Below are 21,528 nucleotides of genomic sequence, written 5' to 3' on the forward strand. Positions count from 1 at the left end.
TGGTGACTCCTTAATTTGGTTGTGAAGGAGTCACCCCCAACTGGGGAGAACTCCCCCAGTTGGGTGGTGAAAAGGCGAACCGCAAGGAACGCATGGTTGAGCATGTAAAAACATGCAGGCTATTTGTTTAAGGAGGCTAGCTACCTCTTAGTACCACTGAGAAAACTCAGCGGCGGGCTTCCTTTGAGCTCATGCTCTCAGGCGCAGATATCACTGAAACATATCAGCAATATTTGATAGTCAGTGTAACCGTCTTATCCAGACAGGATAGTTAGAAAGATGCTCAATTCTTCCACCTAGCTGAAAGGCCATTACCTCACAGAGGATTAGGCTAGGGACTGATTATTGTCATATCAGGAGCAAACTTATGGCCCAAGCAAAACCCAATTACTCAAAACCCATCTTTGAACAATCATTCACAATTAACAGCTTACAGGCACAACGTGTCGTTGACCGTGTTTTTAGACGGACGGTCAGTGCGCTTTACGGAATCGATGTGATCCTGCGCATCATTGGCGATGAGAACGAAATTGATGAAGTGGAACAGATCATTAGCCAGTTGATCGAGGATTGCGCTAAAGCGGTAGACAACGAACAAGCTCGTTTGGACAAACTGATGGAGTCCAACGGCATCGATGAAGTACCTGACTACACCGACCCAATTACCTTCAACGCCAAAATAAGCTCGCCCCAAGTTGGCCAGTTTGTTGGCTTAGTGCGCAAACTCGATGCGTTGATGATCTCAATGGACACACTCTGGTTATCTAGCGTGCTTAGCAACAAGCAACGTGTTGATGGTAACTACGCATGGCAACAGCGCATTATCAAACTGGCTAGGCGCATTATTGATATCGAAATTCGAGCACGAAAATCAGCCCAAGCTAAGGGTAAAGAAGCAGAAGTTGCGCAAGCGGTGCCTTCAACCGATGACGATATCACTGAAGAGGAAACAGATACCCCCGCCAACTAGCCAACTGGGCTCCCATCAACCAGCCCCTCTCGAAGGGGCTATTGAAATTTAGTGTTGTGGATTTTGAAACACAGTTTTGGACATAAATGAGTCGCGGTTTCGCCTAATTAGCAGTTAACAATTTAGCAACGGTATCACTAAAAACCAAATGGGGTGGCCAAATTCACTATGACACTACACTTGGTGGAATCACATACTCCTGAACACCAGCGGCTTCCAACAATGCATAGAAGTCTGCGACATTCGCTCTTTGTCCTCTTTGCTGACAATAGGAAAATATTGCCCTTTGTTTTGCACGAGACAGTGCTACAAAAAATGTCGATAACCCTTCGGAATCGCCAGGTCGATAGGACCACCAAGCATTATCATCGATCCCCATGAAAATAGTTGTATCGAATTCCAGTCCCTTGCTTTTATGGATAGTCATCAGAGGAATCTGATTTGTACCTTCAAATTCTTCCAGGAAATTTTCCCAGGAACTCTGGGTATCAGCACAGTTTGTAAAAAACTCTTCAAGCGCTGTCAGGTTAATTTCAAGTAGATCTCCAGTAGCATAACGAGCAAATGTTTTCCGAAGATCATTCAAATCAATAAAGGTAATAATTCGTTCAAAAACGAGACGAGCATTGTCTGGTGTAAGCGATTGTCGCATCAACTCCTTGAGTTCAGAAATAAATAATGCTAATAGGCGTTCAACCTGTCTCAGTGCTTTGTCATCTTCTGGTGTTGTGTTACGAAGCAGCTGTACATCTGCTGATAATTGATTCCAAACTTGCGCATTTCGATGCCCAAGTCCCAGCCTTAGAAGATTAGTAAACAAAATAGTCAGCTCCTCAGCAAGTAAATCCTGAAGAGTAGTTTTACCTATTTTTACACTTTCATTTCTCAAGCGAAGCCCGTACTGAGTTAAATATGAAGACAGCTGCTCTTCGTAATCCTCAGGTCTTTGACGCACCAGAACGGAATAGTCCCTTGGATTCAATGATCTGCTTCGCATGTCACTCGCAATCCACTGCGCCAAGTAACTGGCCTCATGATCTACGTTACGACTAAAACAAATCCAAGCTGCATCACCAGAGACCTGACTGTGGTTACTTGTTTGAACCTCTCTAACCTCATGGTCAATAGCTTGTGCAATAACATGTTGTATCCTGACCAGTTCAGGAGAAGAGCGGTGATTAAGCAACAGCGGATATCGTTGTGCCGAAAAATCGGCCTCAAACTGATGAAACGCATCACCTCGGGCTCCTGCCCAACCCATGATCCTCTGCTTATAATCCCCCACAACCGTTACAGTTGTTTCACTATAACCGAAGGCTGACAACAGGAAATCATATTGACCATAAGTCGTATCTTGGAATTCATCCACAAAGACATATGGATACGTTGCTCTCAGAGCTCGCCGCACATGGTCATTGGTACGAATTATATATTCAGCCAGCCGATTTATTGTCATAAATGTCAGCTGTGATGGCTCTTCATCTCCGCAACTTACTTGTTCGGATAACCAATTATCATAAAGAGTCCGTTCCCCTATGTCGTTCGAAGCTAGACCAAGTCTCCTTGAGCCAACAAATGTAGACTCAAAAGTTATTGGGTTTATTCTGGCTATAGCATTCAACAATCCAGAGATATGACTATTTTTTTGCCGCTCTCTACCTAAAAAACAGGTTATCTGCTGGCGAGTTGCAAAAGTGACATCATATGGTTTTGTTGGTCTCCATTGTGGTGGCAACGCCATACGAAAACGGTCAACTATATTTTTAGAAAAAGCGTCGAAAGTCATCGAAACAAATCGACTACCTAGCTCTTCTGGACACCGTTTTTCCACCCTATCTGCGAGAATTTTTGCAGCGTCGGTCTTGAATGATATAGCTAGAATTTTCTTGTTTGGTGGGCATAGGCCTGTCTCAAGTAGATATGCAGCCTTTTGCGCTAAAAACTCTGTCTTTCCCGCTCCAGGTCCAGCTATGACGCTTATGGATTCTCTTCGCCTTAGTGCTTGCCATGCATTTGGCTCAAGATCATCGATCCCCTGGGGCTGCCAGTGATCAGATTGAATAAACTTCACTTTCCCCCCCTATCTCTGAAGGGCTGCGTGAATAGACTGAACCAAAGACCGCAATTCTTCTGGCGCGTTCTGAGCCAACTGAACTGACGGAATAGATCCAAGCACTCGGATGTGCGTGCTAGGCTTACCTCTTCCTAAAAACAGGTACCTGTACCAGCGCAAATTTTGCAGATCATCTGCATAAAATTCAGGACTTCCCTCGTCCCCCATAACTGCATTCCCAGGCTCACCACGATTAGATGGCCCGGTAGAACTTTCGTCTAGAGCAACGCAATATTGGTCAGGAAATGCCTTCAACATCGAATAATCAATATCTAATGGGCTTGAGAAGTAAACACCATAGTGCCTGAGTGCGTTAACCCAAGAGCTAATGCTAGTCAAATCAGCAGCAGACCCGGTATCAAATGCAGCAAGATTATGCTGGTATCCTAACGGGTTGAGGTATTGCCCAAATATCTCACTTGGGTCTACCCCATACTCTATCAACTTGGAGACTGCGTTCTTAATCCTACCCCAGCCACCGCCGTGCCGCCCCCAATCCAGATCGAGTAATGTAATAAAAGGAATCTGTAAATCTGTTAGTAGACGCCACATGTGGTTTACATGGCGGCCCCCTAATGGAACCATGGCAACAAAAGACTTATCAATTGGTATTCCCATCGCTTCTGATATAGCAGGAAGAATTACCTCTTCTGAAGCCCCCTCCCCGAGAACCACGACCTTAGCAAAATACAATTCTGGATAGGCTCTCACCGCCTGCTGAATATACTTTGCAGCTTCATTCTCTTCATCGGGTAAAGTAAGTTGACGAACAACAGTGGTGTTTGATTCTGTTGCTAGCCTGAAGTGTCTTACTTGCGTTGGTTGGATCCTGGCGAGAATACTCGGCGAATGGCTAGATAGTACTGCTTGAGCTCTTAAGCCAAGCACTAGGCTGCTGATCTGGCTTATAATTCGAGATAGATAGTATGGGGCTAGGTTATTCTCCGGCTCCTCAAGTGCCAAAATAGTCAATGAGGGCAAGGGCAAGTCTGCACCCAGAAAATCTTCACTCTCTGGTTGGGCTAAGATCTCGGTTTCAACATCAAGAGTGGCTGAAGTCATGGCGATGTGAAACAACGAACTTTGGCCATCACTTAGCTCATCAATGCTCCGATCGCGACCACTTTCATCAGGGTGCAGCAGTACCTCTACCTTACGAACAAATTCTTCAAAACGTAGGTCGACCGGACGAAACTTCGGTGTACTATCAGTTCCAGCAGAATGCAGCTCCTGCCAGCGGCCTGTGAGCTTTTCAGTAACGATACTAATCGCATTTTCACCCTCAAAGGATTCATTCAGCTCTGTAGCCTTTTGAGTAAAAGATGACCGTACTTGTTCTGACCAGTTAATAGCTTTCCAAAGCCGACCTTTCAGAAAGGCTGATACCTGGGAAGCTGCACATCGTGTGGCAGGTACGTAAATTAATTGGATTCGAGAACGATCCGCTGGGCGCACATTGTGAAAATCAGCATCTTCTGGCTCACCCCAGGTTGTAACCGCGCGGAACTGGCTCGTGATGTACCCATCTATTGAACCATCATCTTCCCATTCCGCGTCCAAACGCAAACGGCATTTCAGCTTGCCCCCCTCATCAGTCACGCTCATATGGTGAAAGAAGTCTGGTATCACGGAGTGGTCTCCGTCTTCATCATCCAGTTCAGGAAAGGCGACAATGGCTTCAAGCGTTAGAGTCCGCTTACTGGGGCTATCTTCTTCAGAAGAGGGAATGTGAAAATCCTGACGGCGAATCGTCCGTTGTTCATTTGAGATGCCAAACATGCGCTGTAAGGCCTGCATCAAGACCGTTTTCCCAGCACCATTTGCTCCAACCAAGGTGGTTAGATCCGGATCGACAGCTATGCTCTGGACCTCTGGCCCGAAGCTTCTAAAGTTCTGTAGTTTTATCCTCTCGATATGCACAGCAGATCCTCTCTCCTAAGTACCCATATATTAGATGGGGTTTCTATTGCAAACTTTCAACTGACAAAGCACGGCCATGTGATCGCATATGGGTTACTGGATCAAATACGTCCACCCAGGGAAGACTATAATGAAAGCAACGTTGAAGTCGCTTCTAAGCAGTGTTATCAGGTGAGTTATGTCCCTGACAGCTGTTTGCAAACTTTATGAGAATCATCTTCAGATATCGAAGCACTGACATCGTATGCCAAGCCATCACACTAGCTCTCTCCTAATGGCTTTATCTAGAATTGGCAGCATCAACGCTTCTAGCTCAAATGAAGCGAACATGGGCACCATATTCTTCTCACCAAATATTAGAAAAAGTAAGGCAGACTGCCTAACGCTGTTTGAGAGGTTACGCCTTGCTGGCACGGAATGGGGCAAAAGCGCGTTAGCTGAAATATGTTCGATCTGTGATCACAAAGTGCAAAAATGGTTACTTTAAAGCGGAAAAACACATTAAAGTAACCAATATGGAACATTATTGGCGCAGCTATTTTAGAAGGACGTGCTCAATTATTCCCCGAAATTTCTTCCGTCGCCTCCTGACGCAGTTTCTGGGCATCCATTCCGTTTAGCCGTTCAATGGCTCTGTCTGCGGCACTTTGACGGTTTCCATCCACGTTTAGCGTACTTCCTGAGCCGGTGAGTCGTTCCAGATCCAGTGACGGTATTTCAGGTAGGTTGCCCGTGATCGACAAGATACCTATCCATTCATCCAGATTGACTTGGCTCCAATCTACCTGGTTTAACTGACTCGCGGTCAAACCTTCACAGTTTGGTGACTTGGCACTGCCCCAACCAAGGCCCAATTGCGGACGTACTTGTTCCTGAATGATCCGTGAAAGCGGCGAAGTAAAGCAGCAATATGATTGCCGTTTCTCAACACAGGCACCTAAAAACTTAGACTTGCAGTAAGAACCTACATAGTGGCAACTCTTCAATACCCTCTTGGCGTTCATCTCAAACTCACTCTGCTCACATTTCCAGATAAGCTGAATGAGGATCATGGTGACTGAATAAATCATGTAGGCCGTCATAACCGTACTCAGAACCGCGCCAGCAGCGCCACCCAGCGTGAAGTTACCACCCGAAACAACACCATCGGCTCCAACAGCGCCACCAACGTTACTAAACAGTGCCGATTGCGCCCCCGAACCAAAAGTCGTACCTACCCATTCAGCCGTTTTGTTGGTCAACACCTGCATGAAGCCAGTCGCAGCTTGCTCCGCTCCCGCGCCAGCAGCGGTTGATGGCCCAGCCCCCATGAGAGAGTCCCATGCAGACACAAAAGGCTCTTTAACCGCACTCCAGGTACTAGTTATCGGTTCCCTGAGTGTATTCCACGAACCATAGATTGCCGAAGACGGATTCATGGCCATGACTGCCGTATCAAGCTTGTTGACCGCCACTATCATCGTGATGTAGTCCGATAACGACACGCCACTTGGCTTTTCACAGCAATCGACTATGCCGCCAACGGCTTTTTTGCACTGGCCAGCATTACCTTTAAAGACCGTACACTCGACGTTATCTTGGCCATCAGCGCCCGTGCATGACATATCATTGGTCATAAACTGCGCCGCATTAAGCATCGCAGCGGCCTCTGCAAAGTTAGCCCGCTTGATTGACTCTGGCTCTAAACAATCTGTGCCCATACAGCGAACTGGCCCCTCACAGTTGTATTGAGTTTCCATTCGTGCATTTTGCACTTCGACGCTTTGTCCGCAGTCATACACCAAACTTTGGATATAGCAGAAGCCTTCATGACCAGCCCCGCCTTCAGTGCATTCGGTTCTGACGTACTGGCAGGCCGGGTTTTGCTCTAGCGCGGAACACGTATTGGTGGTCGTGTTTTGTCCGTTATTGACGATGGTTTGTGTATTACCATTGGCATCTACCCAGCTATCTGAGCTGCCCATGTTGAACTCTGGATGAGCAGTCGAAGCATTGTAGGTCGCTCTTGCCCTCCAGCATGAGAGTCCCAGTCCATCAGAACTGCCGCGACTGGTTAAATGAGCAGGAGACGAAACAACCGCCGGATAAAGGCTTCCAAGATTGGCCAACTCGCCACTACCAACCTTTAACCCGTCGATTCGTTTTGTGCCCATATCCAAACACTGCCACTGCACCGCAGTAAACTGATCCGTTTGCATCAAACATTGGTCTATGCCCGGATCACTTGATTGATGAACAACGTCCTGCTCTAAGTATTTGCCAGAGAAGGTCAAGGAAGCACTCAGTTTCGCAGGAGCCAAACACTTCTGAACTTCTCGGCTGCAAGTATCGAAATCGACTTTGTTCCAGCCGGACTCACATCTGGAACTAGTGACCTCCTGGGGTTCATGCCACGAAATAATCGACCCATTAACGACCTTGCACAATGAGCCAACCAAGGTTCCTTTTGGACAGATCATGTCAGGGTACTTAATGGACGGTTTCGTCTCTGTGACCGTCTCCTTGTTGCCCGTCAGAGAGAGTGTCGTTTTCCAACCATTTGCCTTAGATGGCGACTCGGTGATTTTTATCTCAGTATTTTGATTATCGAAAACTCTCAGCGTCGCGTTTCCAGTTTGCATAGTACTGCTGTGCTGTGGAACAAAGCTGAGCGTTTCAGAGCTAAAGCAACCGCGCTCAATGGACCAGCTTTGTTGATGGGTTTCAGCGGATACACGTCGCTCTAAGTGACACTGAGTAAGCGTGCTGATCTTCTCGCACACCTGGTAATCCGGTACATGCTTGGTTTCAGTAAATGGCGTAATCGTCTGAGTAGGCTCACAGGCCTCAAAGCTACTCGGCATAAGGTTGGATACCACGCACTTTGGATCGCTGGTTTGCAATCCACAGTCATAGGTATCGGTAAAACGCATGCAGTCACCTTTATCATTGGTTTCGGCACATTCTGACGACATGAAGCCACAGGAAGGGTTCGCTTCAAGCACTTGGCAGGCCTGATTTTCAATCCCCTTATAGCTTTCGTCATCCACACTCACTTGTACACGCCGACACAAAGGCGATATGCCAGCCACAGGGCTTGGGGCAAAATAGGATTCACAAACTGAAACACCATTGACCACCGTACATCCGTTGGTTGAAGACGGCTGATCCGTGCATTGAATGCTGTAGTCTGAAAACTTCGTCGGGATATCCGCTGCTTGTTCGATACAGGATTGTGGCGACCAACTATCATTCATCACCACCTTGGTTGGATCAAAGCGCACCTTAATGCGTGCATACCCCTCACCACTACCCGTAACCGATACGCGAATTTTCACCGGCACTTCTAAACCTGGCTCTACCGCTTTTAGCTTGGCAGTGAGATCGGTATTTGGATTGCGCTCCCAACTGGTACTGAGCTCGCAGCGACCTGCCGTTTCTGGTGGAAAGTTATTGTTCGGCCCAGACCAGACTTTCTGATCGCCAAGCCACACCTGCATGTAGTCATCCCATTTGGCGTACTCAAGAACGGCTGAGGTAATCGCATCGGGGTTCACGACTTTGAGTATGATGGCTTGTTCAAATACTTTACAGTTTCCACTCCAGTAGTCGTCTCCCATACGTCCAATCCAAACTTCAAGGCACCCCTCACCACAAGAGCGAAGGTTCATCGACCCTGAAACATGCTCAATAATGCCTGCCGTGTAATCGTGAGTGATAGTGCAGCTGTTCACCGCTGTATTGAGCCTGTCACATTGCTGGTAGTTTGGGCTTCCTTCACCTTGAGACTCACAGCCTGGGAAGCTTTGCGTCAATAGATTAGGGTCAGTTTGAACCGCATCAGTTAATGCCCAAAGGGGATCATTGACCATATCTGGCCGAGACCTGTCTTTGATTTGTTGTAGCGAACGAAATGCCTCACCCGTAGCGCCACTTTCGGATGCCATGCTCTCTTGGCGCTGCGTCCCCAATTGATTCATGCTGGCATCAGAGCCATAAACGCCCGTTAAGACATCCAATGAGCCCTGATCCATACCAGGGAAAAGCTCTTGCAAGTTAATGGACTCATTACCACTGCCATTCGGCACCGACAATGTATTGCCATTGAGTGCGGGCATCGTCCAGTTTTGCAGCAATTGCTTACCTTCTTGTTGTCCGCTTAGGCCGGATTGGCGCTGCACATCAGCGGCCACACCATGTAAGGGCAAGCACGCCATAGTGATAGATAAAATACCCGCTAACACTCGGGTAAAAAATGTTGGTTTCATAGTTAACCTCCCGAGTTACAGCAGTCTTGCCAGCGCCACAAAATGTAGAGCGCATCTTCTCCGGCACCGGGGATCGTTCGCCACTCTCCCCATTTCATGGTGCTTTCACCGATGACATGCGCACTTTCAGTTTCTGGTACAGGGAAGAACATACTCATCTTGTATTGGGATTTCGGCAGCATGGGTTCGATAACAGGTCGACATAGCGCACTATTTCCCATTGTTCGCCTTGCAAGACCACGCCGGTGTTGAGCTGCGATTGCACGTGCCGCTAAATGGCTGGTGTTTTCTGCTAATGAGCCAAAGGCTAAGGTATGGCCAGATAACGGATAGAGATGCCCCCAACTGCCAGCACACCAAAACAACTGGTCGATGGGTTTACCAAGCGTTGATGAGGCAGCGTCAGCGGTACAAGCAGATATAGCCAATGGATTGGCAACGGCAGCCGCTTCAGGCTGAGTAAAAAAGGCCAGTTCATCGTTCAGCCATGTTGGGTCCAATTCCGACAAATACATCAAGTCAAAGTCCATGTAACCATCGGCATTGCAATTGCCATCCATGAACAAATCGAGCATGACCAAAAGCGGAAAGGCGTAATAATGGTAATGGTAGAAAGCGAGATCACCGGTGTCGTATTCACCTTCGCCGTGACCACCTTGCAGTCTCCTATCACCTAACGGTAAACGAATCCCTCCCAGGGAAGGCGAACAACCCGGCGTTCTGACCAATTCAATCAGACGCGCTGGCTCCCACATGCTGGTAACAATACCTGGCCTTGGCACGCCTAAGTTGTCTTCACACAAGCAAAATGACTTGTTTGATGCGCCGCTTGGGACATTGCCAGAGCCAAGAGGAAGCCCTGCAACCCGGATAGGAAAAATGCATGACCAGCAAACATCCGTCAGCAACTTGCCCGACAATAAACCCGCGTCTGGGCAGGTCAGTTCGGCTTTTGCAGGAATAGATGCGCCCAGGACAAGCATGACAACGAGAGTCCGCAACCGACGATACGTATTATTGAGCTTTTGCATGAACAAGCTCCTTTGCTGGAATTTCTTCTATTTCAAACGCGAGCCCCTTTGCTTGAACAAACGACGGGGTGACTTGCAAATCAAAGCGCTGCTTTAGCGAGGCATTGAGAAGGTAAACCGGACTGTCCAATGTCTTTTCGAGCGCATTGAGGCTATTCCAACCTTGAGCACGGTCGAGCTGCGTGGTGATAAGCGTAATGCGGCGCAGTGTCCTATCTTGCGTCTCAAGCCAATGCGCAACTGCGTCCACTTCTTCAGCGTTCGACGCATTAAACACCACAAGCTGCTGAGTAAATGGCAAGGCTTTTAGCGGGTTAATACGCGTTCCTGCTGGGATCAATGTTCGGCCATTGGCATCCAATAGTGGCCGCTGCATGACGATGGTTGGATCAACCATTCTTATCCGATACTGCGTGGCTTTGGGTAAGTCAGTAAATGTTTGGCGAGACCAGAAACGCTCAATGGCTTTTTTCTTTAACGCGCCGAGGTCAAGCGACTGTAAACGCTGCATCGCCACTTGCATCAAATCCGGTTCTAAAATCGAATGAATTGGACCGCGTTGACCCAATGAACCGGTATTGCCGGTTTCAATTTGGCGTTGCAACCAGTCCTTGCTGTAAACCCCTAGTGCACTTGCAGTCACCTTGTCATCGTCTATGCGAAAAATGGCAGGCACGCTAGTCACCCGCCAGTGCACAAAGGCTTTCGGATCGATTCGAACCTGAGGAACAGGATCAAGTCCCGCCATCAGGGTATGCCAATCACGGATAGCCGCCCCCAAGGTCTTTCCTTCAGGAATTCCCCGAAACAACACAATAGCGCCGGTAACACTGGCCTCTTTAAATAGTTGCTTCAGTGAGGAATCCCCCAGTGAGGACGACGCAAATATCAACCATTCATCGTTGTGTTTGAGCGACACAGGTTGTTCAACCGGTGCAAAAGGCTCGATAAATTCAGATGAACCATCCACAGCACTTTGTAAAATGCTGCGGCTCATTTCGACGATCTTTTTGTCCTCGTCAGACAACGGATAAGGCTCTTGTGCCCAGGACACTTGAACCCAAGCCAATGGAGCAACCAACAAAAATAAGAGGTATAGTCTTCTCATCATCCACCTCCTACCAAAGCGGCCAAGCGCGACCGACAATCTGCTCGCGCTTAACGGCATTCCAATATCGGGAGTCGAAACTTGTTGCAGCCTCGCCGGAAAACCAATATTCGTTTTCTTGCAGCGTCAATGAACGGCTAAATTCTGTTTCAGCCACACCAAGACGCTGGGCTAATGCCATGCCGGTAGAGACTTGAGCACCATTCACCAGCACATGCTCAGGAGTCACATTGACTTCATCCCCAGGCATCCCTGTTAGGCGTTTCAGCATACGAGTACCGTCGTTATATAACGGAGTGAGTCCTTTTGAATGGAAGGCATACAAACCATCCTTAACGGGCTCTTTATTCCATAGGTCAATCAGATACACCGTGGTATCAGGCAGGCAGCGCTCTTGCTGGGTATCAATACCTATTCGGTAGCGCATCATGGCGTAGGTGCCTACCAAAGCATGATTAACGCAAGAACGGTCAACCGGATGAGGTATGGCCGCCAAGGCATTCTTTTACGGAGTATCTGCATGAGACACCTCCTTTGAGCCTACGGGCACAAATACGGAATCATCAGCACCCACCACCGCTTGGGCATCCAGCACGATAAAACCGGCTGCTTTTAACTTTTCAATTTGCTGATTGGTCTGAAGCAACCTGGATTCGATGTCTTGTTCGCTGGCATTAGGACCCAGTGACAACACCGCCTCCCCAAAATCCACGACTGCAATGGGCGTACTTAACGCCAACTGGCTGTGGATGGGTTCGAGTGTTTTCATTAAGAGCCAGCTGGTCATTAAACCGCTACCAGCAATAGACAAAGTAATAGAAGCCATAAATGGCCAAAGCGTGGTCTTATTCATAGCCTCGCTCCTTTAACAACTGGGCGATGGCATCAGCAACAGAAAGGCCTTTGCGCGTTAACTGCTTAATCGCGTTTACATCTTCTGCACGGGACGAGTACAACAGCTTGTGAAACGGATCGACGATGAGGCGGCCAATCCCGGTGCCCATCTCGGTAATAAAGAAAATTTCGGAATAGACACCAGTGACGGTATGAACGGTTTTCAGGTACTCATAACCGCCTTCACCGAGTGGCAAGCGACCTTCTTTTTTGAGCGCGTTGATGGTTTCGGCTTTTTGACCAAGCAGGTACATATTGGCCGAGTTTTCAGCAATGGCTTTACCTGTAGGGCTGTCATACAAATCATTGACCGACTGCGTTACCGTTACAGCACTGCCGCCATATTTTCGAAATCGACGGTAACCCGTCTCGATGAACTTACCGACATCACCTTGAGTCAGCAGATCCCAGGCTTCGTCAATGAACACAATCTTGCGACGATCCCGCTCACCTAAGTACATCTCCTGTTGGATTTGGTAGATAAGTTGAAGCAACACCACTTGTTGCAGATGCTTACGCCCCTTGAGCTCCTCTAACTCCAGAACGGTGAAACGGTTTTTGAAGCGAATATTGTTGTGACCATTAAAGAAGCGGCCATATTCGCCCTGTGTCGTAAACGGATAGAGCTGCTCACCCACGTCTTGCACACGACGGTCTTCATGATTTTTTAGGGCCTCTGCCACATCATCAACCAACATGGCACGACCTTTTTTCTCCCAAAGTTCACGGGTCTGACGCTTTAGGTTGGCCATCTGAAAATCAGTTAATGACTGCGTAGGCGCGGCCATTGCGGCCAATAATCCAACCAGTACATCCGCTTCTTCGTCATAGTCCTCAACGATTTCAAACGGATTTAAGCAAATGCCACTGTCCCGCCCGAACTGTAAGAACTCACCGTCATAGACTTCACACAGCTTTTCATAAGAGCGGCCAACATCAATCACCCAGCATTGCCCGCCTTCTGATAAGTAGGAGGAGATGATTTCGTTCACCAGGAAAGACTTGCCCGACCCCGATTGCGCCGCTATGCAACAGTTGTAATTACTGCCCGAGTCATAAAGGGACACACTCATGATCTGGCCATTACGGGAAACAAAGTTAATCACTGGCGTGCCTGTACCTTTCCAATCCGCAAACAAAGGCAACAGAGGGATCACATGTCGTGTCGCCATAGTCTTGAATCGAAACAAGTCGTTCATCGCCTGACGGTCAGCACCAAATGGCAGGGCATTCAGAAAAATGGGCAAACAGAAGTACTTGTCTTCCATCAGCTCAAATCCGAGTTCTTTGAAGTAAGTTCGAGCATTTGAAACAGAACTGATGGACGCCTCTTCCGTTGGTGAAAACAACGTTAAGGTCATATTTGCCCGAATAGGACGATCACCTTCTTGCAAGGCTTCAAAAAGAACATCAAACCCCTTTTTCTTGGCTGCAAGCACCGGCACAAACTTGAGCATCGGGCCATAGGCCTGATTGACCGCCCATTGACGCTTCGTCTCTAAACGAGATCGCATGGCCTCGGCTGAGGGAAAGTGAATGGTGACATTTAGCAAAAAGCTTCCGCGTAAACCGCGACTGCCCGTCATCATATCGCCCGCAAAACTTGCGGCATGACCAAACCAGATCCGCTCAGGCAAGCGCTTAAACGATAAGGTTTTAACTCGGTAATCACCCAGCATCAGACCTTGACTATCCACTTTGATAGCTCGGTCATAGTCCAACACTTGCTCTCGAAGTGGTTTATCTGCCTCACTTCGAATCGGTGATGGATTGCGCCAGGAAGCATCTTTTCCCCAGTTAAGCTGCGCACTTAATGCCGCGAGCCAGTTTCGGTCAGTCATCTCAGTGACGCGAAAACCAACCGTTGCCAGCGCCTGCGAGAAAGAAGCCCGAAGCGCGGATGCTCGACTCAACTCACGCTCCGTCGGTATAGAACTTTCCAAAGGCAATTTGCAGGTGACGATCAGTTGAAAGTTGCGTACCTGAGTCTGGGTCGATTCTTCTATCGGTTGAACCGTGCCCCCATCGAGGAAATCCGCACGTTTGCGTATCGACGCCCTGAGCAATAGATCGGATTGACGATGCCGTAAACCCATCATGCGTTGAAGGTCGGTTTGAATATCAGGCGAGGCGTACAGACCAAATTGCAGCAAAGTGTCTTTTGGCCAGTCGTTGTTGAGTAGAACATTAACCCTGTCTGCAACAGACTCATCACCACCGGGCAAGGGGTCACATAGAAAACCAAAGCCAACACTTTGGTCTTCCATGAAAAACAGTTGCTCATCGTCGGAATAGGCCAATACTGGCAACAGCTCAGAAGCGCGTTGCCCTGAATACAGAGAGGCTTTCATTAACGCCCCTCCAACCAAGCAGAAAGATCATAAGGACGGCCTCGGCTGATGCGACCATCATTGGCGACAATGAAAGGCACACCTTGAATGCCCAGGATTTGAGCCGTCACCAAAGTACGCTGCATTGGCTCCAAGTTGCAGGCATCATCCTGTTCTAGGTTACCAATCCGGCCATTGAGCAATGCATCGGTGGCCGCTTTCTTGTCACGCGCACAGCCAAGCTGGCGAACCTGACGCTCTGAATCAGGACCAAGCACTGGCACAGGGAGTATTTGGAAGGTGTATTCTTTGGTTAGCGGTAAAGCTTGTTTCAAAAGCTCATGGCAGTGCGGGCATCGTGGGTCAACAAAGACCACCACTTTCTTTTTGCCTTCGCCCAGCGTCAGTGGGTTCAAATCATCCATTTTTAAGCCAAGACGACTTAAGTCCAGCGTGTTACCCGCTTCACGAATTTCTTCAAGGCTGGTAAGCGGCTTTTTCGACCAGGCATCATAGAGCGTGCCATCAATGACGAACCGGCCACTGTCTGACATGAAAACAATACGGCCATTGCTTTCGACCGCTTTCATACCCGTGACAGGTAAAGAAACCATGCCGTCAATTTTGCCAACGGGCGACACTTCAGACACAGGTTCAGCTTGAACCAATGGAGACAGCGCAAGCGCCAGAATAATTGGAGATAGTTTTCGCATGAGGAGTCCTCGTTAATGTAAATCGAGGTTCCAGTCTATGCAGTTGTCCTATGTGGACTCGGTTAGATAGATTGAAGAAATCGCAATCTAACTAGGGGGCTTATAGCTCGTTGAGGTTTGTTATAAACGAATTACTCAGCGTTTGCGTTAACAAGCCAATCATCAAGCACTTGCTTCAATTTATCTAATTGCTCTTGATGTTTTGCTTGATTCTTTGCCAATTTGTTTATGTTCTGCAACTTCCAACGAATCGCTGGCAAGTCTGCTGCATTAGGATAGTCAAACAATGCCCAGTCAGGCTGCCCTCTTTTGAATGACATAAGGAAAGCATGATCCCTTTCTGTGAAATGTTTTTGCAGTTCAATTAACATCATGGGCCTAACAGAGGCTAAGTCTTCGCATTCAACTTTTTCAAAAGTCATTCCGTCAAATTCTGCCTGAAATTTCTCATTCAGAGGCTGCCAGTTTGGCGACATGACTTCATTAATAGGCCGAGGATGACTTAGTGTATAGGTTAAAAAGCCCACTAAAATCTCTCTCGAAATCCCTTCACTGCCAAGTAACATACGCACATCAAATAAGTCGCGAGGATGTTGGCGATCCATTGCAGCACACAATTTCCCACCATACAGATCGGGAAGACTGACTACCTGAATCTCAGCATAACCAAACTCGTCTTCAACAGACTCTTTAACTGGCATTATCTCTGCACTATGCAGTGTACCTCTGGCGACGGGCGACACTTCAATTTTGATTGTCGCAACCGGACTTGATACAACGATTCTCAGTTCATCAGCTTTATTATCCTGAAATGCCGCTCGGATTTCTGGTTGAGTATTTATTCTGTCTGTAATCCGCTGCAATGCAGCCCTGACATTAACCAAAGCCTCATCTCTTGGTTCAAGTGGAAGATAAGCAAGATCAATATCTACAGATAACCGAGGAAAATCTCTCACAAATAAATTAATGGCGGTGCCACCTTTAAGTGCAAAAACCGTCTCTGTTGCTACCACAGGAAGCATTCTTATGAGCAAGGAAACCTGTTTGTAATATGGGCTATCTTTATCCATTATGTTGTTCACCTTTTTTGACGCTTAATATCTCTGGCACTGTGATTTGATATCGCTCATCAAAACGTCCTTTTTCGACAACCTGCCGCTTTCCTGCACCCAATTTAATTCTTGTTTCATCTATGCGATTGACCCACTGGTGATCGTAGTATCGACCCAGAAATAGAAATATTCGGTTTGCCTGAACAGAGCTGCTTCGTTCAAGAATATCTTGTACTTTTCTAGGGCTAAGATTGACTAAACCCTGAAATAATTCTGCGACATGCTCAAATGAAATCAGCTTCCCAATCGCGTCTACCACCTCATAGGAAGCAAGTTCTGGGCAGCTGACAGTGAGTTCTTTCTCTTTAACCGTGATCCTTTTCAAATCTTTCTCGGGATTCACTTCAAGCTTATGGTTTCCACAGTAAAGCCAATTCTGATAAGGGAATTCACGAAACCATTTCGGTAAGGACGACTTGTTTTTAACGCAAATCCAAACTTGCTCTTTGTTCAGCTGTAAGTAGTGACTCAGTCCTTGGTGAGTTAAGCTGCTCAATCCAGCCAAATGAACTGAAACGCCCAATTGCACATCTAATGCTTGAATGGCATCAACCCAAGTTGGCTTTATATCGCCCTGCGCATCTGGACGATAATACACGCCAGAACATAGCCTCTTTAGCCAACCGTTCTGCGCGTACTTTTGAGCCAAGGAATAGCTCACACCGTTTTCAGTCAGCCATTGCTGAAGTACTAGCGCACCAGGAGAAGTATGAGTAACAAGCCAGTTTATCTTAGATGACATTTTAATACCCAAAGTATGAATATCACGAACAGTATAAACTATATAGTTTATTGTGACAGTGATTTTAACACTTTAGGTATTAACATACCAAATAATATAAACCAGGGTCGCAAATGTGGTGTCGCTGAAATGAAAAAGTCTACACAACATCACCAATAACCCAATGTTGTGTAGACCTAGTTTGATTACCTTAAGTGAACTGCCTACTGTGGCTCACATTCAGGTGCCCAGTAAAACGGCGCTGATTGCTGGAACTGTTGTGCCAATGACTTCTTGAGTGCTAGCAACAACAGGTAAGGTTGCAGACATAACACTTTCAACGACGGTTGGCGTATTGTAGAGACCCATACCGCCACCAATGCCCAAGGCAAAAGCCATCAAGCTTTGGCGAGCGATACCGCCCACAATACCCACCAGAACCATGGCTCCCGCTACGATCCGCCCCAAAGTACCTTGGGTCCAATCTTTTAGGGTATCCCACACATCAGTGAAAGCATCACCACCGGTGCCCGCAAATGAGGGCTCCGAAATCATTAACGCCATTAAACCAAGCGCACCAATGGTCATTAGGCGCTGAGTTTGAATAGTGCGAACTGCATTTGTCATTCGTTAGTTTCTCCGTAGATACTCAAGTTATCGCGCTTACCATCAGCTCCCGCTGAGGCTGAATCGCTTTGAGTCTGAAGTGGACGTAGCACTGGCGAAACCGTTCGAGGTGCTGACACCCCAATATCCCACCGGCGCGGTTCAATTTCGGTAAACACGTAGCTGGATAAATTCAGATCCCCACGGTCATCCTCCCAAGGCGCAATCCAAATCCGCATTACCCTTGAAGGAATGCGAATAGGTGCAGATTGCTGCGTCTCGGGTAATGCTGGATGGCTCAGCAGTCCTGTCTCTAAATCAGATTGTGAATACCCAGAGGGAGAACCAATTCGAGTCGCCACAGCATCAATCGTCTTGGGTGCAGCGCCATTACTGGTAAGCTCATAGACTTCACGAGCGGATAAACAGCGCACACCGTCAGGCATACCTGGCATCCATATTCACTACTCCCAAGACCCAATGAACTACAGCCAGACAATAAGGTTGAGCCGACTGCCAATAAAAGTAATCCAGCTTTAGACCACTGTTTTGACTGGTGCTTTGGGTTGTTCTGCATTGATGTCGTCATGGTTAACTCTCCTCTGGATACACATCTTATTGTCTGAAACGGACTTCGATCGGTTAGCAACATGCAGGATTTTTTCATCTTCTTGCACCTCCCCCTTGCGAAGTGGCCAACGATAACGAGGCCCCACGAGTGACGATGACTTCAATTCTCCTTGCAGCGTCTACCTCTATGACTGGGAACATATTTTCAGCCATGTCCAAATAGAACTTGGCCACTCGATCCAATGCTTTGCCAGTGCCTTTAATCGCAGCGCCTTGTAATGCTTCTTGGCTCATGACTTGCTGGTACAACTGAGTATCACCGGCATTACCCGTCTGAATCGTCGGTACAGGATTTACATCAAATGCGCCTGCCAAGCCCTGAAGGAATCCGGCCATCATTGATTTAGCCACCAGTTGGCCTTGTTTCGACACCAATCGGCCACGAATACCTGCTTTGCCGTCTTCACCCACAGCATAAGAATCCAGTCGCGTTTCAATGACGCCACCATCTTCTCTCACACATGAAATGGTCTCGCCTCGCAAATAAGCACGCTCAGAGCTCAAATCACCGTAACCTGCGGCGATCAAGAAACACTCTTTGATATCCGCTCTAAATCGGTTGGGTAAAATGGCTTCCTTTTGAATCCTCAGCAATGCAGGAAAAGGTTCACGTCTTGCAGACTCGTGAGTAGGTGCATCCAAACCTGTGATCAAAGTACCTGAGATGATGCTGCCCGCCGGTAAATACAAAGGCGGCGCTTCTTGCACTACAACTTCTGGCTCGACAACCACTTCAGGCTCAATCATACGAATCGTGATTGGCGGCAATGGCACATCCCGTGCTCGTGAACCTTGGCCACTGGCTGGCTGCTGATAGAGCGGATCTGGCAGCGGCGCATTGGCAAAGTAGTCGTCTGGGTTAGACGGCAGTGGCTTTTCTTCTTTAGGCAATTCCATGGCAGATAAAGGCACTTCAAACCGGCTATTTGTGCCTTCAGCTACTGAATCACCTCCAGCGCGAACATCATCAAGCTCCGCTCGAAGGCGAGCCAACTCCGCATTAACCTCACTTGGTATTGAAGGCGAACCTGGGCTTAGCCGTCCTGAATCGACGTCACGACGCAAGCGCTCAACTTCACGACGTAACTGTTCATTGCGCTCACTAAGTAGTTTTACGTTCGCAGCCAAACTATCGACCCCGACATCACGAGTATTGGTGTCCGTAAGAATGTGCCGGATCGTTTCCTGTCGGTTCCGACTGCTCGCGCCATCATCAGGATTAGGTGAAAACACCATCACCATCAGGATGAGACCACCAGCAATACCGGCAACCGATAGGCCCCGCTTCATGTTCGGGCTCATTTGTTCCAATTGTGCTTTCATCGTTATTCACCTCCCACCAGAAGCGAAGGTCGCTGACTTTCCACCGCTTCTTCACGATGATTGCGAACAACCACATACAACTCAGTCTTTTCACCCGGCAACAAGATATTGCGAGGCCAGTAGGCGCTTGCCACTATATCTGGTGCATGACAGGCTATTTCACTGGCTTCTATCGGTTCATCGGCAAAGCTTTCAACCAGTCCTACATAGACGGTGAAGTAATGTCCCATCACAATTTGCCCCTGCTTAAAACCAAACTTTAAGCCTGGCTGAAAACATTTCGGGCTTGTGTCAGTTTGGCCAGCTAAACGGATGTCATAGCCTTGTGGTAACTCATTTAGTGCAAGGCGTTTGAGTAAATCACGTAGGCTATCGACGTATGGCTGAGCCGTTTCCCAAGTGGCGGCTTTTCGGTTAACGACGCCCTTAATAGGCCACTGCTGACCATCAATAGCTAAGGTGATTTCACGCGGTGGAATACGACGAGGGACTAAGGTGACAGATAACGCGGGCGCTTCCTGACCAGGCGGAGTGATGTAAAGTGAAACCGGTGATTCTTTGTCCGTGGCCACATACACAACATTCCCCTTGATTTGCGTCTGAGCATCACTGGTTGTTCTCACCTGAGGCGATTCAAACGGCGTCACAATCCGATTCAGATGGCCAAGTGCCACAGGGATCAGTTCATTGACTCCCGGTGTCATTAGTAGCGTTGTTGGCGCATCCGTTGAAACCGTATTGCTTTGAATCGGTGGATTTTCTGTAGCGGGCTGCTTCATCACACTGGCTGGCACAATCGGCAATTCCACGTCTGCATACGACGCTTGAGATAACAGGACGCCACTCAAGCACATTGCGATTAAGTCTGGTTTCATCAATCGACTAATTTTGGTTCGCATCATTCACCCTCCGGTTTTGCTCTTGGGTCAACTTTTCACGAACGCGCTTCGTTCTAGCTTGCCCCTCATACGTATCCATCCAACTGAGCTTTGGACGGTATTGCTCTATATCGATGTCAAACTCATAGGTGCGAGTTTGGCGCTGCTCATCTCCAGATGGCCCAGAAACCAAGGAGTAACCGGTCACAAAGACATGGCCGGTTTCATACTCATACTCCACTTGTCTGGGTTGGAATTTGAGCGTGACTCGGTCTTCACGGATCTGTCTTGCCTGAATCTCCAGTGCATCGACCACTTGCTGGTACACCGCAGGTGAAAGTAGCGGTTCGATAGCAACCCGGATAAAGGACACATTGCCCGGCGTCACGTTGCCCATAAGCTCAGCCAGGTAGAGCCCCCAGGACTCCAGGTAAGGTTGAGTGGCTTGGTTTCGTGACACTTCAGCCGTTTCAGACAAGGTTGGTGGTTGAATGGCCACTACGGTATTGCGAGAAAATGCCGCAACCGCAAGCAGCAAGTTAGATAGCACCAGCACTGCAATCAGAAACCGTTGCCATCGGTTCTCTAATTGCGTGCCTTGCCATGATTTTAAAAACACGTCGAACTTCACGGCAGATAGCTCCTGATAAATGGGTTAGGGATCGTCTTGGCTTTGGTTGGCAACAGTCCAGCCCAGTAGATGGCGTGAAGAATAAAACCATCTGGGCGACCATCACGAAAACGCCGATAGAGCTTGGTTGTCACCAACCCCAACAGGCATAAAACCAAGGCATTACCGGTAAAAATGCCGATCACTAGCCCCAACAGAATGGGAGCCATCTCATCGGCACTCCAAAGCAGGAAGTGCGGCGGGTCATCGATATAGGATGGAATACTCACAGGTTCCATAGTCACTCCTCGTTGTTTGAATT

General features: G+C 48.0%; 18 protein-coding genes. 1 reads left to right on the forward strand and 17 read right to left on the reverse strand.

Annotation, left to right across the window (positions count from 1 at the left end; translation table 11 throughout):
* The first annotated feature begins 367 nt into the window (after positions 1–367).
* On the forward strand, positions 368–970 hold the full coding sequence (locus WH43_RS19435; RefSeq protein WP_053426191.1) for a hypothetical protein: 603 nt from the start codon (positions 368–370) through the stop codon (positions 968–970).
* Between the two features lie 166 nt (positions 971–1,136).
* Here the strand turns inward: WH43_RS19435 and WH43_RS19440 are convergent, their stop codons facing one another.
* The 17 genes from WH43_RS19440 to traL form a co-directional block, all read right to left on the reverse strand.
* Entirely contained in the window at positions 1,137–3,041 is a 1,905-nt protein-coding gene (locus WH43_RS19440; protein WP_053426192.1) for a UvrD-helicase domain-containing protein, read from the reverse strand.
* Positions 3,042–3,050: 9 nt separating this feature from the next.
* The gene (locus WH43_RS19445; protein ID WP_053426193.1) at positions 3,051–5,003 is read right to left on the reverse strand and encodes an ATP-dependent nuclease; all 1,953 of its coding nucleotides are present in this window, start codon (positions 5,001–5,003) and stop codon (positions 3,051–3,053) included.
* 554 nt (positions 5,004–5,557) lie between these two features.
* Positions 5,558–9,250 carry a conjugal transfer protein TraN gene (traN, locus tag WH43_RS19450; protein WP_053426194.1) on the reverse strand — a complete coding sequence of 1,231 codons (3,693 nt, stop codon included), beginning with the start codon at positions 9,248–9,250 and terminating at the stop codon, positions 5,558–5,560.
* A 2-nt stretch (positions 9,251–9,252) separates the two neighbouring features.
* Positions 9,253–10,281: a TraU family protein gene (locus WH43_RS19455; protein WP_001170921.1), complete on the reverse strand. Its 1,029-nt coding sequence runs from the start codon at positions 10,279–10,281 to the stop codon at positions 9,253–9,255.
* A complete protein-coding gene (locus WH43_RS19460; protein ID WP_286050031.1) occupies positions 10,265–11,392 on the reverse strand; it encodes a TrbC family F-type conjugative pilus assembly protein in 1,128 nt (375 codons plus the stop codon). Before WH43_RS19460 ends, WH43_RS19455 begins: the two co-directional genes overlap by 17 nt.
* 7 nt (positions 11,393–11,399) lie before the next feature.
* Positions 11,400–11,885: a S26 family signal peptidase gene (locus tag WH43_RS19465; protein WP_502694058.1), complete on the reverse strand. Its 486-nt coding sequence runs from the start codon at positions 11,883–11,885 to the stop codon at positions 11,400–11,402.
* 9 nt (positions 11,886–11,894) lie between these two features.
* Positions 11,895–12,242 (reverse strand): hypothetical protein, encoded by a 348-nt coding sequence (locus WH43_RS19470; RefSeq protein ID WP_001044650.1) that lies wholly within the window; start codon positions 12,240–12,242, stop codon positions 11,895–11,897.
* Positions 12,235–14,634, reverse strand: a complete 2,400-nt coding sequence (traC, locus tag WH43_RS19475; RefSeq protein WP_053426196.1) for a type IV secretion system protein TraC — start codon at positions 14,632–14,634, stop codon at positions 12,235–12,237. Before traC ends, WH43_RS19470 begins: the two co-directional genes overlap by 8 nt.
* Complete coding sequence (locus WH43_RS19480; protein ID WP_001228924.1) at positions 14,634–15,326, reverse strand: DsbC family protein; 693 nt, start codon at positions 15,324–15,326, stop codon at positions 14,634–14,636. The genes traC and WH43_RS19480 overlap by 1 nt, the downstream gene beginning before the upstream one ends.
* 131 nt (positions 15,327–15,457) lie before the next feature.
* Entirely contained in the window at positions 15,458–16,396 is a 939-nt protein-coding gene (locus WH43_RS19485) for a nucleotidyl transferase AbiEii/AbiGii toxin family protein (protein WP_053426197.1), read from the reverse strand.
* Positions 16,389–17,180, reverse strand: a complete 792-nt coding sequence (locus WH43_RS19490; protein ID WP_053426198.1) for a type IV toxin-antitoxin system AbiEi family antitoxin — start codon at positions 17,178–17,180, stop codon at positions 16,389–16,391. Before WH43_RS19490 ends, WH43_RS19485 begins: the two co-directional genes overlap by 8 nt.
* A gap of 219 nt (positions 17,181–17,399) precedes the next feature.
* Complete coding sequence (gene traA / locus WH43_RS19495; RefSeq protein WP_000180225.1) at positions 17,400–17,786, reverse strand: TraA family conjugative transfer protein; 387 nt, start codon at positions 17,784–17,786, stop codon at positions 17,400–17,402.
* Positions 17,783–18,220 carry a TraV family lipoprotein gene (locus WH43_RS19500; protein ID WP_286050032.1) on the reverse strand — a complete coding sequence of 146 codons (438 nt, stop codon included), beginning with the start codon at positions 18,218–18,220 and terminating at the stop codon, positions 17,783–17,785. The genes traA and WH43_RS19500 overlap by 4 nt, the downstream gene beginning before the upstream one ends.
* A 208-nt stretch (positions 18,221–18,428) precedes the next feature.
* The gene (locus WH43_RS19505; protein WP_502694059.1) at positions 18,429–19,685 is read right to left on the reverse strand and encodes a TraB/VirB10 family protein; all 1,257 of its coding nucleotides are present in this window, start codon (positions 19,683–19,685) and stop codon (positions 18,429–18,431) included.
* Between the two features lie 35 nt (positions 19,686–19,720).
* Positions 19,721–20,620 carry a TraK domain-containing protein gene (locus WH43_RS19510; RefSeq protein ID WP_353504812.1) on the reverse strand — a complete coding sequence of 300 codons (900 nt, stop codon included), beginning with the start codon at positions 20,618–20,620 and terminating at the stop codon, positions 19,721–19,723.
* On the reverse strand, positions 20,601–21,227 hold the full coding sequence (locus tag WH43_RS19515) for a TraE/TraK family type IV conjugative transfer system protein (RefSeq protein ID WP_000667170.1): 627 nt from the start codon (positions 21,225–21,227) through the stop codon (positions 20,601–20,603). Before WH43_RS19515 ends, WH43_RS19510 begins: the two co-directional genes overlap by 20 nt.
* Positions 21,224–21,505 carry a type IV conjugative transfer system protein TraL gene (gene traL / locus WH43_RS19520; protein ID WP_000433891.1) on the reverse strand — a complete coding sequence of 94 codons (282 nt, stop codon included), beginning with the start codon at positions 21,503–21,505 and terminating at the stop codon, positions 21,224–21,226. The genes WH43_RS19515 and traL overlap by 4 nt, the downstream gene beginning before the upstream one ends.
* Between the last annotated feature and the right edge of the window lie 23 nt (positions 21,506–21,528).

Origin of the sequence: Rheinheimera sp. KL1, from assembly GCF_001275035.1 — a bacterium.
GTDB lineage: Bacteria > Pseudomonadota > Gammaproteobacteria > Enterobacterales > Alteromonadaceae > Pararheinheimera > Pararheinheimera tangshanensis.